The 15,988-nt window shown below is 44.2% G+C and carries 11 protein-coding genes, 2 tRNA genes and 2 rRNA genes; 7 read left to right on the forward strand and 8 right to left on the reverse strand.

Annotated features, from left to right (window positions below):
* Positions 1-82: 82 nt before the first annotated feature.
* From LDO73_RS13925 to gmhB, 5 genes are all read right to left on the reverse strand, one after another.
* Positions 83-2,991, reverse strand: a 23S ribosomal RNA gene (locus LDO73_RS13925).
* A 311-nt stretch (positions 2,992-3,302) separates the two neighbouring features.
* A tRNA-Ala gene (locus LDO73_RS13930) sits at positions 3,303-3,378 on the reverse strand.
* A 133-nt stretch (positions 3,379-3,511) separates the two neighbouring features.
* A tRNA-Ile gene (locus LDO73_RS13935) sits at positions 3,512-3,588 on the reverse strand.
* A 65-nt stretch (positions 3,589-3,653) separates the two neighbouring features.
* Positions 3,654-5,194: ribosomal RNA gene (locus LDO73_RS13940) — 16S ribosomal RNA — on the reverse strand.
* Together the 16S and 23S rRNA genes with 2 tRNA genes alongside form the textbook arrangement of a ribosomal RNA operon.
* 441 nt (positions 5,195-5,635) lie before the next feature.
* Positions 5,636-6,202, reverse strand: a complete 567-nt coding sequence (gmhB, locus tag LDO73_RS13945; RefSeq protein WP_224058727.1) for a D-glycero-beta-D-manno-heptose 1,7-bisphosphate 7-phosphatase — start codon at positions 6,200-6,202, stop codon at positions 5,636-5,638.
* Positions 6,203-6,371: 169 nt separating this feature from the next.
* Here gmhB and metN point away from each other — a divergent pair, with 169 nt between their 5' ends.
* From metN to proS, 6 genes are all read left to right on the forward strand, one after another.
* Positions 6,372-7,403 carry a methionine ABC transporter ATP-binding protein MetN gene (gene metN / locus LDO73_RS13950; protein ID WP_224058729.1) on the forward strand — a complete coding sequence of 344 codons (1,032 nt, stop codon included), beginning with the start codon at positions 6,372-6,374 and terminating at the stop codon, positions 7,401-7,403.
* Positions 7,396-8,049: a methionine ABC transporter permease MetI gene (metI, locus tag LDO73_RS13955; protein WP_224058731.1), complete on the forward strand. Its 654-nt coding sequence runs from the start codon at positions 7,396-7,398 to the stop codon at positions 8,047-8,049. The genes metN and metI overlap by 8 nt, the downstream gene beginning before the upstream one ends.
* Positions 8,050-8,140: 91 nt before the next feature.
* On the forward strand, positions 8,141-8,962 hold the full coding sequence (locus tag LDO73_RS13960) for a MetQ/NlpA family lipoprotein (RefSeq protein WP_224058733.1): 822 nt from the start codon (positions 8,141-8,143) through the stop codon (positions 8,960-8,962).
* Positions 8,963-9,126: 164 nt separating this feature from the next.
* Positions 9,127-9,534, forward strand: coding sequence for an Rcs stress response system protein RcsF (rcsF, locus tag LDO73_RS13965; RefSeq protein ID WP_006658388.1), 408 nt, complete (start codon positions 9,127-9,129; stop codon positions 9,532-9,534).
* Positions 9,535-9,541: 7 nt separating this feature from the next.
* The gene (tsaA, locus tag LDO73_RS13970) at positions 9,542-10,261 is read left to right on the forward strand and encodes a tRNA (N6-threonylcarbamoyladenosine(37)-N6)-methyltransferase TrmO (protein WP_224058736.1); all 720 of its coding nucleotides are present in this window, start codon (positions 9,542-9,544) and stop codon (positions 10,259-10,261) included.
* 120 nt (positions 10,262-10,381) lie between these two features.
* Positions 10,382-12,100, forward strand: coding sequence for a proline--tRNA ligase (gene proS, locus LDO73_RS13975; protein ID WP_224058738.1), 1,719 nt, complete (start codon positions 10,382-10,384; stop codon positions 12,098-12,100).
* 104 nt (positions 12,101-12,204) lie between these two features.
* Here proS and LDO73_RS13980 read toward each other — a convergent pair whose 3' ends face one another.
* Positions 12,205-12,861 carry a copper resistance protein NlpE N-terminal domain-containing protein gene (locus LDO73_RS13980; protein WP_224058739.1) on the reverse strand — a complete coding sequence of 219 codons (657 nt, stop codon included), beginning with the start codon at positions 12,859-12,861 and terminating at the stop codon, positions 12,205-12,207.
* Between the two features lie 324 nt (positions 12,862-13,185).
* On the opposite strand from LDO73_RS13980, the gene rof reads away from it, so the two are divergent.
* Complete coding sequence (rof, locus tag LDO73_RS13985) at positions 13,186-13,449, forward strand: Rho-binding antiterminator (RefSeq protein WP_006658392.1); 264 nt, start codon at positions 13,186-13,188, stop codon at positions 13,447-13,449.
* 84 nt (positions 13,450-13,533) lie between these two features.
* Here the strand turns inward: rof and tilS are convergent, their stop codons facing one another.
* Positions 13,534-14,901, reverse strand: coding sequence for a tRNA lysidine(34) synthetase TilS (tilS, locus tag LDO73_RS13990; protein WP_224058741.1), 1,368 nt, complete (start codon positions 14,899-14,901; stop codon positions 13,534-13,536).
* A gap of 123 nt (positions 14,902-15,024) precedes the next feature.
* On the reverse strand, positions 15,025-15,984 hold the full coding sequence (gene accA / locus LDO73_RS13995; RefSeq protein WP_224058743.1) for an acetyl-CoA carboxylase carboxyl transferase subunit alpha: 960 nt from the start codon (positions 15,982-15,984) through the stop codon (positions 15,025-15,027).
* Between the last annotated feature and the right edge of the window lie 4 nt (positions 15,985-15,988).

Consider the following 15,988-nt stretch of genomic DNA (forward strand, 5'->3'; position numbering starts at 1 on the left):
TGCTGTGTCCTTCACCTTTCGGCTTCTCACTCGCTATTGAATCAACTTAATCTCTCAATCTCTAAAACACCTTCGGTGTTGTCAGGTTAAGCCTCACGGTTCATTAGTATTGGTTAGCTCAACGTATCGCTACGCTTACACACCCAACCTATCAACGTCTTAGTCTTAAACGTTCCTTTAGGACCCTTAAAGAGTCAGGGAAGACTCATCTCAAGGCAAGTTTCCCGCTTAGATGCTTTCAGCGGTTATCTCTTCCGCACTTAGCTACCGGGCAATGCCATTGGCATGACAACCCGAACACCAGTGGTGCGTCCACTCCGGTCCTCTCGTACTAGGAGCAGCCCCTTTCAATCTTCCAACGCCCACGGCAGATAGGGACCGAACTGTCTCACGACGTTCTAAACCCAGCTCGCGTACCACTTTAAACGGCGAACAGCCGTACCCTTGGGACCTACTTCAGCCCCAGGATGTGATGAGCCGACATCGAGGTGCCAAACACCGCCGTCGATATGAACTCTTGGGCGGTATCAGCCTGTTATCCCCGGAGTACCTTTTATCCGTTGAGCGATGGCCCTTCCATTCAGAACCACCGGATCACTAAGACCTACTTTCGTACCTGCTCGAGCTGTCACTCTCGCAGTCAAGCTGGCTTATGCCTTTGCACTAACCGCATGATGTCCGACCATGCTTAGCCAACCTTCGTGCTCCTCCGTTACTCTTTGGGAGGAGACCGCCCCAGTCAAACTACCCACCAGACACTGTCCGCACCCCGGATAACGGGGCGACGTTAGAACATCAAACATTAAAGGGTGGTATTTCAAGGTTGGCTCCACGCAGACTGGCGTCCACGCTTCAAAGCCTCCCACCTATCCTACACATCAAGGCTCAATGTTCAGTGTCAAGCTATAGTAAAGGTTCACGGGGTCTTTCCGTCTTGCCGCGGGTACACTGCATCTTCACAGCGAGTTCAATTTCACTGAGTCTCGGGTGGAGACAGCCTGGCCATCATTACGCCATTCGTGCAGGTCGGAACTTACCCGACAAGGAATTTCGCTACCTTAGGACCGTTATAGTTACGGCCGCCGTTTACTGGGGCTTCGATCAAGAGCTTCTCCTTACGGATAACCCCATCAATTAACCTTCCAGCACCGGGCAGGCGTCACACCGTATACGTCCACTTTCGTGTTTGCACAGTGCTGTGTTTTTAATAAACAGTTGCAGCCAGCTGGTATCTGCGACTGGCTTCAGCTCCATGGGTAAACCATTTCACCTAATGCCAGCGTGCCTTCTCCCGAAGTTACGGCACCATTTTGCCTAGTTCCTTCACCCGAGTTCTCTCAAGCGCCTGAGTATTCTCTACCTGACCACCTGTGTCGGTTTGGGGTACGATTAATGATAATCTAGAGCTTAGAGGCTTTTCCTGGAAGCGGGGTATAAGCTACTTCGCCACCGTAGTGACTCGTCATCAGACCTCAGCATATAGTGAACCGGATTTGCCTAATTCACCTGCCTACATCCTTAAACCGGGACAACCGTCGCCCGGCCAGCCTAACCTTCTCCGTCCCCCCATCGCAATTATCACCAGTACGGGAATATTAACCCGTTGCCCATCGACTACGCATTTCTGCCTCGCCTTAGGGGTCGACTCACCCTGCCCCGATTAACGTTGGACAGGAACCCTTGGTCTTCCGGCGTGCGGGTTTTTCACCCGCATTATCGTTACTTATGTCAGCATTCGCACTTCTGATACCTCCAGCATGCCTCACAGCACACCTTCACAGGCTTACAGAACGCTCCCCTACCCAACAATATTTACATATCGCTGCCGCAGCTTCGGTGCATAGTTTAGCCCCGTTACATCTTCCGCGCAGGCCGACTCGACCAGTGAGCTATTACGCTTTCTTTAAATGATGGCTGCTTCTAAGCCAACATCCTGGCTGTCTGAGCCTTCCCACTTCGTTTCCCACTTAACTATGACTTTGGGACCTTAGCTGGCGGTCTGGGTTGTTTCCCTCTTCACGACGAACGTTAGCACCCGCCGTGTGTCTCCCGTGATAACATTCTTCGGTATTCGTAGTTTGCATCGAGTTGGTAAGTCGGGATGACCCCCTAGTCGAAACAGTGCTCTACCCCCGAAGATGAGTTCACGAGGCGCTACCTAAATAGCTTTCGGGGAGAACCAGCTATCTCCCGGTTTGATTGGCCTTTCACCCCCAGCCACAAGTCATCCGCTAATTTTTCAACATTAGTCGGTTCGGTCCTCCAGTTAGTGTTACCCAACCTTCAACCTGCCCATGGCTAGATCACCGGGTTTCGGGTCTATACCCTGCAACTTATTCGCCCAGTTAAGACTCGGTTTCCCTACGGCTCCCCTATACGGTTAACCTTGCTACAGAATATAAGTCGCTGACCCATTATACAAAAGGTACGCAGTCACCCTGATAAATCAAGGCTCCCACTGCTTGTACGTACACGGTTTCAGGTTCTATTTCACTCCCCTCGCCGGGGTTCTTTTCGCCTTTCCCTCACGGTACTGGTTCACTATCGGTCAATCAGGAGTATTTAGCCTTGGAGGATGGTCCCCCCATATTCAGACAGGATAACACGTGTCCCGCCCTACTCGTCGAGTTCACAACACTAACATCTTCAGATACGGGGCTATCACCCTTTACTGCCGGCCTTTCCAGACCGTTCTCCTGATGCTAATGCTGATTAAGACTCTGGGCTGCTCCCCGTTCGCTCGCCGCTACTAGGGGAATCTCGGTTGATTTCTTTTCCTCGAGGTACTGAGATGTTTCAGTTCCCTCGGTTCGCCTCGTTTGACTATGTATTCATCAAACGATAGTGCAACGAATTGCACTGGGTTTCCCCATTCGGATATCGTCGGTTATAACGGTTCATATCACCTTACCGACGCTTTTCGCAGATTAGCACGTCCTTCATCGCCTCTGATTGCCTAGGCATCCACCGTGTACGCTTAGTCGCTTAACCTCACAACCCGAAGGTGTCTTCTTACAACGAGTGACTGCGCTTCATGATTTCGGCGTTAGTCCGTGCTCGCAATGCTCACATACTATTGTATGCTGCGCTTGCTGTGCGCGGGCTGCCTTGAACTCATGTCGCTCGTCGACTCGAATGTTCACAGAACATCTTCAAGTTGAGATTTTTGAGAGACTCTCACATTGTTTAAGCGATAAACAATGTGCGTTGTTTTCAATTTTCAGCTTGTTCCAGATTGTTAAAGAGCATAATTATTCGCAATAGACTATTTCTAATCTATTCTGAATAATCAGAAAAATTTATGGTGGAGCTAAGCGGGATCGAACCGCTGACCTCCTGCGTGCAAGGCAGGCGCTCTCCCAGCTGAGCTATAGCCCCATAAAGGTATTTCCAGTATCGATTCTCTCACTAAGAAAGAATTTTGAGTTAAATTGAATTTAGGCAAGGCATAACTTGGCGACGTTTACATTTGGTAAACGAGCTGAGTTATAACGAAGCATCAATTCGATTTTGGTAGGCCTGAGTGGACTTGAACCACCGACCTCACCCTTATCAGGGGTGCGCTCTAACCACCTGAGCTACAAGCCTATCGATACCGTTACTCTATTTCATCAGACAATCTGTGTGAGCACTTCACAAAAACACTTCAATGGTAAGGAGGTGATCCAACCGCAGGTTCCCCTACGGTTACCTTGTTACGACTTCACCCCAGTCATGAATCACAAAGTGGTAAGCGCCCTCCCGAAGGTTAAGCTACCTACTTCTTTTGCAACCCACTCCCATGGTGTGACGGGCGGTGTGTACAAGGCCCGGGAACGTATTCACCGTAGCATTCTGATCTACGATTACTAGCGATTCCGACTTCATGGAGTCGAGTTGCAGACTCCAATCCGGACTACGACGTACTTTATGAGTTCCGCTTGCTCTCGCGAGGTCGCTTCTCTTTGTATACGCCATTGTAGCACGTGTGTAGCCCTACTCGTAAGGGCCATGATGACTTGACGTCATCCCCACCTTCCTCCGGTTTATCACCGGCAGTCTCCTTTGAGTTCCCACCATTACGTGCTGGCAACAAAGGATAAGGGTTGCGCTCGTTGCGGGACTTAACCCAACATTTCACAACACGAGCTGACGACAGCCATGCAGCACCTGTCTCAGAGTTCCCGAAGGCACTAAAGCATCTCTGCTAAATTCTCTGGATGTCAAGAGTAGGTAAGGTTCTTCGCGTTGCATCGAATTAAACCACATGCTCCACCGCTTGTGCGGGCCCCCGTCAATTCATTTGAGTTTTAACCTTGCGGCCGTACTCCCCAGGCGGTCGATTTAACGCGTTAGCTCCGGAAGCCACTCCTCAAGGGAACAACCTCCAAATCGACATCGTTTACAGCGTGGACTACCAGGGTATCTAATCCTGTTTGCTCCCCACGCTTTCGCACCTGAGCGTCAGTCTTTGTCCAGGGGGCCGCCTTCGCCACCGGTATTCCTCCACATCTCTACGCATTTCACCGCTACACATGGAATTCTACCCCCCTCTACAAGACTCTAGCTGACCAGTTTTAGATGCCATTCCCAGGTTAAGCCCGGGGATTTCACATCTAACTTAATCAACCGCCTGCGTGCGCTTTACGCCCAGTAATTCCGATTAACGCTTGCACCCTCCGTATTACCGCGGCTGCTGGCACGGAGTTAGCCGGTGCTTCTTCTGTTGGTAACGTCAATCGTTGATGATATTAGCATCAACGCCTTCCTCCCAACTGAAAGTACTTTACAACCCTAAGGCCTTCTTCATACACGCGGCATGGCTGCATCAGGCTTGCGCCCATTGTGCAATATTCCCCACTGCTGCCTCCCGTAGGAGTCTGGGCCGTGTCTCAGTCCCAGTGTGGCTGATCATCCTCTCAGACCAGCTAGGGATCGTCGCCTTGGTGAGCCATTACCTCACCAACTAGCTAATCCCATATGGGTTCATCCGATAGCGCAAGGACCGAAGTTCCCCTGCTTTGCTCCTGAGAGATTATGCGGTATTAGCTACCGTTTCCAGTAGTTATCCCCCTCTATCGGGCAGATCCCCATACATTACTCACCCGTCCGCCGCTCGTCAGCGAGAAGCAAGCTTCCCCTGTTACCGCTCGACTTGCATGTGTTAGGCCTGCCGCCAGCGTTCAATCTGAGCCATGATCAAACTCTTCAATTAAAAAGCTTGATGCTCAAAGAATGTTACTGTCGTTTGATTTCCGAAGAAACCAAATTACCTATTAGTTCATATATATGAATTAACGTGTTAGTCACTCTTCAAGACTTAAAATCAAATATTTTTTTGATAGTGTCCTGTGAGTGCCCACACAGATTGTCTGATAAATTGTTAAAGAGCGTTGCGACATTTCTTTAGAAATTCGACTCAGTTTTTATCAACTTAGGTCGCTGTCGCGAGGTGACGTATAATACGTTTTCCTCAGTGAGAGTCAAGTATTTTTTTACTTAATCTTTTCAGATTCTCTCGCTGCCGGTTCAGTGTCCATCGCGCTTTGCGTTGGCTTGTTCCCGGTCAGTGGATGCGCATTATAGGGAGTCAGAAAAATCTGGCAACCTTTTTTTTGATATTTTTTATCAACCGCCGATTTATTATCCGAAATGGCTATTTTTTGAATCTTTTTAGGGTTTCTGGCAGTTCTGCGATGCTATTTATAACGATATCAGCACTTGCCATCGCTTCTTTCGTGACCGTTTCACCGCTTTTAACCAGTACATTAGTACCCACTTGAGCCGCTTTACCCGCCTGCATATCTGCAAGTTTGTCACCAACCATAATAGAAGAAGCCATATCAATGTTTAAAAATTGCTGGGCATCTAAAAGCATTCCTGGTTTTGGTTTGCGGCAATGACATTCTTGCTTATATTCTTCTACTGCTGCATCAGGGTGATGAGGGCAGAAATAGATACCATCTAAATCAACACCACGGTCGGCTAGAGACCAATCCATCCACTCAGTAAGCGTCATAAACTGGTCTTCGGTATAAATACCACGACCGATACCAGATTGATTAGTCACGACAACTAATGCATATCCCATTTTTTTGAGTTCAATCATGGCTTCAATAGAGCCTTCGATAAATTCAAAGTCATCGATTTGATGTACATAGCCATGGTCGATATTAATTGTGCCATCTCTATCTAGAAAGATTGCTGGAATGCCTTTGCTCACTGCTTTACTCCTCAAACTGAAATGGTTTTTAGTATCTCATGAAAAGAAATGAAATGAGAATAGAATAAATCCATCAAACTTTATTGACTTAGACGTCTAGACGCCTTAACATCCAATGCATGTTAGATACAGTATCTTGAATATAATTCGTCAGAGAATAGAAGATAGAATGATAAAGCTCTCAAATATTAATAAAGTGTTCCAGCAAGGAAACCGCAATATACAGGCGCTGAGTGATATAAGCCTGCATGTTCCTGCTGGTCAAATATATGGTGTCATCGGTGCATCCGGCGCAGGTAAAAGTACCTTAATTCGTTGTGTGAATATGCTGGAGCGTCCAACATCAGGGCAAGTCATTGTTGATGGACAAGATTTAACCTCTCTGCCAGAGAAAGAAGTTACGAAAGCACGCCGTAGAATTGGCATGATCTTTCAGCACTTCAACTTATTATCTTCGCGCACTGTGTTTGATAACGTGGCACTGCCACTAGAATTAGACAATACGCCAAAAGAGGCCATTAAACAGCGTGTTAATGAATTATTAGAGTTAGTCGGTTTATCTGAAAAGAAAGATGCTTATCCAGCAAACCTTTCTGGTGGTCAAAAACAGCGTGTTGCTATTGCCCGCGCCTTAGCTAACTCACCAAAAGTATTGCTATGTGATGAAGCAACAAGTGCACTAGATCCAGCAACGACACGCTCTATTTTAGAATTATTGAAAGATATCAACCGTCGCTTAGGTTTAACTATCTTATTAATCACTCATGAGATGGATGTAGTGAAACGTATTTGTGACCAAGTCGCAGTGATCAGCGGTGGTCAGCTTATTGAGCAAGATAAAGTGAGTGAAGTTTTCTCTCACCCTAAAACACCAGTTGCCCAAGCATTTATTAAGTCAACGTTAGTTATCGATATTCCAGATGACTATAAAGAACGTTTACAGGCAGAATCGGGTAAAGATCTCTCCCCGTTATTGAAGCTGGAATTCACAGGGCAATCTGTGGATGCACCATTAATCTCAATGGCCGTACGTAAATTTGATATCGATATTAATATATTAAGCTCTCAGATTGATTATGCCGGTGGCGTTAAATTCGGTGTGATGCTGGCTGAATTACACGGCTTAGAAAATGGCATTGAGTCCACTATTACATTTTTGAAAGAGCACCATGTGAAAGTTGAGGTTTTAGGTTATGTCTGAGGGAATGATTTCACTGCTTATTTCAGGAACGATTGATACCATTATCATGACTTTCGTTTCTGCAATTTTAGGTTTTATTTTAGGTATCCCGACAGGCGTCCTGCTTTACGTCACTCGTCGTGGGCAAGTTATGGAAAACACCGTTCTGTATAGCGTTATTTCTGCTGTCGTGAACGTATTCCGCTCAATACCATTTATTATTTTATTAGTCTGGATCAGCCCTTTTACCAAATTCATCGTGGGCTCTGCGATTGGTATCGAAGGTGCGATTGTTCCATTGACTGTTGGTGCAATTCCGTTTATTGCTCGCATGGTTGAAAACGCATTATTAGAAGTTCCGAATGGTTTAATTGAAGCATCTCGCGCTATGGGTGCAACACCGTTACAGATTATCCGCAAAGTATTACTGCCAGAATCTTTAGCGGGGTTAATTAACGCAGCAACCATTACATTAATTATGTTAGTCGGTTATTCCGCAATGGGTGGTGCAGTTGGTTCCGGTGGATTAGGACAAATTGCAATGCAATATGGGTACTATACTTATAATCCATTAGTTATGAATACCGTTCTGGTTCTATTGATTGTCTTAGTATTCATCATTCAGTTCACTGGTGAATATCTAATGAAAAAAGTGTCACATAAATAGTCCGTAATCTAGATAGTCAGAAACAATAGCAGCGCCAAAAAATGCTACATAGTAGTTAAGGTGCTATAAATAGTGTCTAAAGGGGTAAATTATGTCTATTAAGTTAAAATCAATTGCAGTAGTTGGCGCGCTGTTAGGAACATTAACTCTCGCTGGCTGTGGTGAAAAACAAAAAGATCCAAATAGCATCAAAGTCGGTGTGATCATGGGCAAAGAGTTTGAAGTTGCTGAAGTTGCACAAAAAGTTGCTAAAGAAAAATATGGCCTGAATGTTGAATTAGTTTCTTTCAATGACTTCGTACTACCAAACGAAGCATTAAGCAAAGGTGATATTGATGCTAACGCATTCCAACATAAACCTTATTTAGATCAGCAAATTAAAGACCGTAACTACAAATTAGTCCCTGTTGGAAATACCTTTATTTATCCAATCGCAGGATATTCTAAACAAATTAAATCTATTGATGAATTGGCTGATGGTTCACAAGTTGCACTGCCAAATGACCCAACTAACTTAGGTCGTTCATTACTGTTACTGCAAAAACAAGGTTTAATTAAGTTAAAAGATGGCACTGGTTTAATGCCTACCGTATTGGATGTTGTTGAGAATCCAAAAGGCTTAAAATTTGTTGAATTAGAAGCGCCACAGTTACCACGAGCTCTGGATGATCAAAAAATTGCATTGGCTATCATCAATACAACTTGGGCTAGCAGCGCAACACCTAAACTGACCCCAGCAAAAGATGGTCTGTTTGTTGAAGATAAAGATTCTCCATATGTGAACATTATTGTGGCTCGTGAAGATAATAAAGATAGCGAGAATGTGAAGAAGTTTATTCAAGCATATCAATCTAATGAAGTAGCAGAGAAAGCCAACGAAGTTTTCGATGGTGGAGCAGTTAAAGGCTGGTAAGCTTTTCTCTTAAAAAAAATGCGTATAAAATGCTAGGTGACTTTATGTCACCTAGTTTTTTTGTATTATACCAACATGCATTAAACCGATTTGTTTCAAATAAATTAGCTTTAAACCGATTACATAATTAATGCGCTAGCGCAGATAATAAAAAGGTAATATTTATGAGATTGTTTTTGCTCGCCCTCGCTACATTTGCTTTAGCTGGGTGCGGAATTAATCAATACACCAGTCCAAGCATGAATAAAGGGTTTTCGAGCATGAAATTATCGAAGCCTTTACCTGTAGAAACTGAAGAAGATGTCAGTGCAGAAAACATTAAATTAATGAACAGCCCTGAAGAGTTATTAGGAATGCCATTTCGGGACTTAGGTATTGTATCTGGTGAGTCATGCAGAAAAAATGCAAAGAGTCCACCTATTAACCTTGATTCAGCTAAAAACAGTATGTTGACGCAAGCCGCTTATATCGCTGCGGATGCCGTGTTATTACATCAGTGCCAAACCAAATCAGCACCGGGTTGTTACCAAGCAACGGTATGTGAAGGTAGCGCACTTAAAATTGTTGAATAATCAACTTATGCAATCTTTTCAATTTAATGTTATCGGGCATATCGAATCCCCTTATAAAGAAAAGTTTGCCATTCCTCGCCAGCCTGGGCTGGTTCAAAACGGCTTTGGGCGTTTGCATTTACATCCGCCATACAATGACCCCAATGCCGTTAGAGGATTAACTCAATTTAGTCATATTTGGGTGTTGTTTGTTTTTCACCAAACGATGGAAGGTGGCTGGAAATCACTAGTACGCCCTCCCCGCCTAGGCGGCAACGATAAAATGGGTGTATTTGCCACTCGTTCAACATTTAGGCCAAACCCTATTGGGATGTCGTTAGTTGAATTAAAAGATGTGACTGTTGAAAACAACCAAGTCATTCTTGAACTCGGCAGCCTAGATTTAGTTGATGGCACGCCAGTGGTCGATATCAAACCGTATCTGCCTTTTGCTGAAGCTATTACAACCGCCAAAGCGGGTTATGCTCAAGAGGCTCCATCAGAAGATATGCAGGTTATATTTAGCTCACAAGCTCAAATTGAATGTGATAAATACCAATCTCGCTATCCCGGATTAACGTCTTTTATTGAACAAGTATTGAAGCAAGACCCACGTCCTGCCTATAAGAAACAATCTAATGAAGCCCGTGATTATGCGGTTCATTTATTAGATTTCAATGTGCGTTGGCGAGTGACTAATAATATCACTGAAGTGTTTGCCATCGAACGTAATGAAAAATCACGTTAACCTCTTTTGACAAATCATCGTCACTGGTAGACTAGTTGTTTATTCCGCTGCTTAGCAGCTTTAAATTATTGGGTAGGCATAATCCCTACCATAATTTGTTGTTCTAATGGAACCTATACAATGCGTACTAGCAAATATCTGCTCTCAACTCTAAAAGAGACCCCTGCGGATGCAGAAGTTATCAGCCACCAGCTGATGCTGCGTGCAGGGATGATCCGTAAACTTGCTTCTGGTCTGTATGACTGGTTACCCACTGGCGTGCGTGTTCTGCGTAAAGTTGAAAACATCGTTCGTGAAGAAATGGAAAATGCAGGCGCTATCGAGGTATCTTTACCCGTCGTTCAACCTGCTGACTTATGGCAAGAAAGTGGACGTTGGGAACAATATGGCCCTGAATTACTGCGCTTTGTAGATCGTGGTGAGCGCCCTTTTGTTTTAGGTCCAACCCACGAAGAAGTTATCACTGATTTAGTGCGTAACGAGATCACTTCATACAAACAATTACCATTGAATTTATTCCAAATTCAAACCAAATTCCGTGATGAAGTTCGTCCTCGTTTCGGTGTAATGCGTTCTCGTGAATTTATCATGAAAGATGCATACTCGTTCCACACAAGCCAAGAGTCATTGCAAGAAACTTACGATGCAATGTACCAAGCTTATAGCAAAATTTTCACCCGCATTGGCTTTGATTTCCGTGCAGTACAAGCAGATACCGGTTCTATCGGTGGTAACGCTTCTCACGAATTCCAAGTTTTAGCACAAAGCGGTGAAGATGATGTTGTCTTCTCTACTGAATCTGATTTTGCAGCCAATATCGAATTTGCTGAAGCGGTTGCTCCAAACGTTCAACGTGCAGCGCCAAGCGAAGAGATGCATTTAGTGGATACACCAAATGCAAAAACGATTGCTGAATTAGTTGAACAGTTCAATCTGCCAATCGAGAAAACAGTTAAGACTCTGATTGTTCATGCAGAGAAAGACTCTGGTCATACTTTAGTTGCCCTGTTAATTCGTGGCGACCATGAACTGAATGAAATCAAAGCAGAAAAACATCCATTAGTAGCAAGCCCACTGCAATTTGCATCAGAAGAAGAGATCCGCAAAGCTGTTAACGCAGGTCCTGGCTCTTTAGGCCCAGTGAATATGCCAATGCCAATTGTCATTGACCGCAGCGTTGCAGTGATGAGTGACTTCGGTGCAGGTGCAAATATTGATGGTAAACACTACTTTGGCATCAACTGGGAACGTGATCTCCCACTGCCGGAAGTTTACGACCTGCGTAATGTGGTAGCGGGTGACCCAAGTCCAGATGGTAAAGGTACCCTGTTAATCAAACGCGGTATTGAAGTTGGTCATATCTTCCAATTAGGCACAAAATATTCTGAAGCGATGAAAGCCTCTGTGCAGAACGAAGAAGGTCATAACCAAATCGTGACAATGGGTTGCTATGGTATTGGTGTAACACGTATTGTTGCAGCAGCGATTGAGCAGAGCCACGATGACCGCGGTATTGTATGGTCAGACGCTATCGCACCGTTCCACGTTGCTATCCTGCCAATGAATATGCATAAGTCTTATCGGGTTAAAGAAGTTGCTGAAAAACTGTATGCAGACCTGAAAGCACAAGGTATCGATGTTATTTTCGATGACCGTAAAGAACGTCCGGGCGTGATGTTTGCCGATATGGAACTGATTGGTGTTCCGTATACTATCGTCATTGGTGATCGTAATTTAGATACTAACCAAGTTGAATATAAATCACGCCGCAGTGATGACAAACAACTGGTTGGTTTAGATAACGTAGTTAGCTTCCTGAAAGAAAAATTAGCTAAATAATCGTTGCGTTAGCCTAAATAAAAAGCTCAGAGTTCAGTTTTACTGTCTCTGAGCTTTTTTATTACCGCTAAGCTTTTTTACAATATAACCAAAATGAATCTAGGTTATTTGCAGGAGCGGGTTTTATCGAACTGAATATTTCCAGTAGGAATAAATGCAGAATCAAATTGGCCGTCTTCCATTGATGGGCGAATAGAATAGAAACCATCCACTTCTAAATAAACTGGTGTACCGCCATCCACATCAGTATCACTATAGGCTTTCTCTAGTTCAATGCCTGACGTTGCATATTTACGCCCAGAACCACATTCAGTAAATATAGCGGCATCGGCCATATAACGATATTCACCACGTTTTTTACTTGGAGTGGCCTGCTTTAAGGTATGGTTCATTGAACTCTCAATCGCTTTGCCTTCTAAATCTAGCAGTGTGATTGACTGGTTATCAGGAGATTGTGCAAAGTATGTGCGCTCTGCTTTCGAGTTAGTTAATGTTAATACATTTTCCGTGCTAGACCAGTTCCCTGTTTCATGGAACATTTGGTTCCCTTCACGGGTTTCTAAATAAAGCAGTTGCTCAACATAACTACCATCTGGATTAACTAATAGTGTGGCTTCAATACCCGAACAATCTGCACAAGGAAGTACACCACTATAAACATGGTCTACAGGAGCGAAGTTCGCTTCGTTCACGCTGCTTTGACAGCCGGATAATGCCACGGCACCCGCCGAAATAAGAGCCAATAAAAGTACTTTCTTCATTATAATTCCTTTCAGATCATTCAATTATTACTGTTTCGCTTATTAATACATCATAGCATTTCAAGAAATAAAAAAATAAGGTATGCAAAAATTTACAATCGGATAAATAACCAGCTAAAGATATCAGTTTGGTGAATAAGAATTTTCCTTTTCCCACGTCACTGATTATAGTTATTAAATTACTATGCTATTATCGTGCGAAGCACTTTTGATTTAGCTTTTTATTTCATCGATAAATGCTTAGTCGATAAATGCTAGTGCTTTTAGATAATACAAACATGTTCAAGGCGGCAATAACCGCCACTAACACAGTGGTGAGGGAATATGTCTACAGATAATGAATATCAACCAATCAATTGTGATGATTACGAATATCTAGAAATCGCATGCCAGCGTCAATTAAAGCTGCAAATTAAGCTTAATGACGGCGAGAATATTGAAGGGCAAGCCAGTGATTTGCTCCTACGAAAAAAAATTGAGTACCTCGTCCTGATCACACAGGAAGGCACTAAGGAGCTACGACTGGATATTATCTCATCCTTCAGTCATCCTGAAATCGGCACTATCGTTGTCGACCACTCTCACTAATACTCGTTTTTCTGAGTTTCTTCTATGCCCCTTATGATAGTCACAGTCATAAGGGGTTTCTAATTTATAGATAGTTTATTCATGTTATTCGCAGGAAAACTCATCGGTATTTATCCAATGCTCAGAATTTTGCCAATCAATAGCAATGCCAATATTCTCCTCTCCCACAAATCCGTCCGGTGTAATAAAACAGCCTACCGCACAAATAAGCGTTTCATTATAGTAAATTAGTGGGGTTCTTTCCCGCATCCACGGTGCAACGCCCAGTTCTTGCCAAATTTTCTTACTGCTACGTGAATGATGGCGGCCGACAATATTTAGCGAGCCTTGCAATCCAAAACGAACTGTCACTTTTTCTGTTTCTTGTGGTGGTCGGATCTGCCCTTCTCCATCCATCACTACCAGAGTTCCCAGTGATTCAGGTAGTCGATAAGCCTCTGGATAATCCCACTGATATTGTTTTCCCATCAGGCTATTAATGCGTTTAACCACCCACAGAGCCCCTTGATAACGGCGAATTTCCACGTTCCCCAAGCGGCAGATAGGTTCTGCATCCTGCCGAGCAAGTGCCACTTCCTTCCAAATCCGTTCCAATTGATTAAATGGCGGCATAGCAAGCTGGTGAAGGCCAATCCAACGGCGGATCAAGGCGTTACGCTTAGCAACTGAACAATGGATAAGCCCATCGATATATAATCCACCTCGATAGTCAATAATGTCATCAAGTGAGTCTTGTAGCAGCTCGTTCAGTAACGCCTCTTGTTCTGCGCATAATGATGCACTTCGAGAAACTGCATTAGCAAAATGTGGCCAGCGTTCAGATAATCTTGGCATAATATTCAAACGCAGGAAGTTACGATCATATCGGTCGTCTTGATTACTATCATCTTCAACCCAAGGAAGTTGATGCTCCGTTCGATAGTTTTCTAATTCATGGCGAGAAATCGCTAATAAAGGGCGTAATAGAATCGTTTTTCCATTTTTCGATTGAAAAGGAAGTGACTCCGGCATTGCGGAAAGTCCAGCAGGCCCGCTGCCCCGCTTAAGCGCCAGCATAAAGGTTTCAGCTTGATCATCAAGGTGCTGAGCCGTCACCAAAATCTCATCTTCGAGCAGCTCATCGCGATATGCCTGATAACGCTCGGCTCTTGCTGCCGCTTCAATGCCAATCTGAGTACTGTCCACGGTCACATGCTGGCAAATAAATGGGATATTCCATTGCTGGCACACTGATGCGCAGTGGGCTTCCCATTTGTCCGCTTGAATGTTTAAGCCATGATGAATATGAATGGCGCGGATTTCTAATGAAGGTAACTCACTGAGTTTTAGCTGATAAAGAGTGTGTAGCAATACCGTGGAATCGATACCACCACTGAATCCAACCAGAATTTTTTGGTAGCTTCCGATTTTTTCTCGAACTGTTGCGAGAATATGCTGTGAGGATTTCGCCATTATCTTCCCTTTATTCTACTCACTTCTTAACTCAATATTATATTAAAGATAATAAAAAACGGGAGTTGGCTAAACCGACTCCCGTTTCAAAATAGAATGGATTGCACTTAATAGGTTAGCTAATTAGCAGTAACCATATCCCATCAGACGTTGATAACGACGATTTTTCAGTGCTTCTTCATCCAGAGTTTCTAACTCATTCAAGTCTTGCGTGAGTTGTGCTTTCAGAGATTCTGCAATTTCATCGTAGTTACGATGAGCGCCGCCCAGAGGTTCAGGGATCACACTATCAATCAGCTTCAGCTCTTTTAAGCGAGGTGCCGTAATACCCATCGCGTCAGCTGCTAATGGTGCTTTATCGGCACTTTTCCACAGAATAGATGCACAACCTTCTGGTGAGATAACGGAATAGGTACTGTATTGCAGCATATTCACTTTATCACCCACACCAATCGCTAATGCGCCACCTGAACCGCCTTCACCGATCACGGTACAGATCACTGGCACGGATAAGCGAGACATTTCACGTAAGTTACGCGCAATCGCTTCGGATTGACCGCGCTCTTCTGCACCCACACCCGGATATGCACCCGGAGTATCGATAAACGTAATAATTGGCAGGTGAAAACGCTCAGCCATTTCCATCAGACGCAGTGCCTTACGGTAGCCTTCTGGTGCTGGCATACCAAAGTTACGGCGAATTTTCTCTTTCGTTTCACGGCCTTTTTGATGGCCAATAACCATCACAGGACGCCCATCTAAACGAGCTAAACCACCAATAATCGCTTTGTCATCGGCATACGCGCGATCACCCGCTAATTCTTGGTAATCTGTAAAAATACGGGAAATGTAGTCCAAAGAGTATGGACGACGTGGGTGACGAGCGAGTTTAGCAATTTGCCAAGCCCCCAGATCAGAGAAAATTTTACGTGTCAGTTCAACACTTTTTTCACGTAAACGAGCAACCTCTTCATCTAGGTTGACTTCTAAGTTGTTATCTTGACGGCTAACTGCAGTTAGGGAATCGATTTTCGCCTCTAATTCAGCAATCGGCTGTTCAAAATCAAGAAAGTCCAGACTCATAATA

It is taken from the genome of Providencia alcalifaciens (assembly GCF_915403165.1).
GTDB lineage: Bacteria > Pseudomonadota > Gammaproteobacteria > Enterobacterales > Enterobacteriaceae > Providencia > Providencia alcalifaciens_C.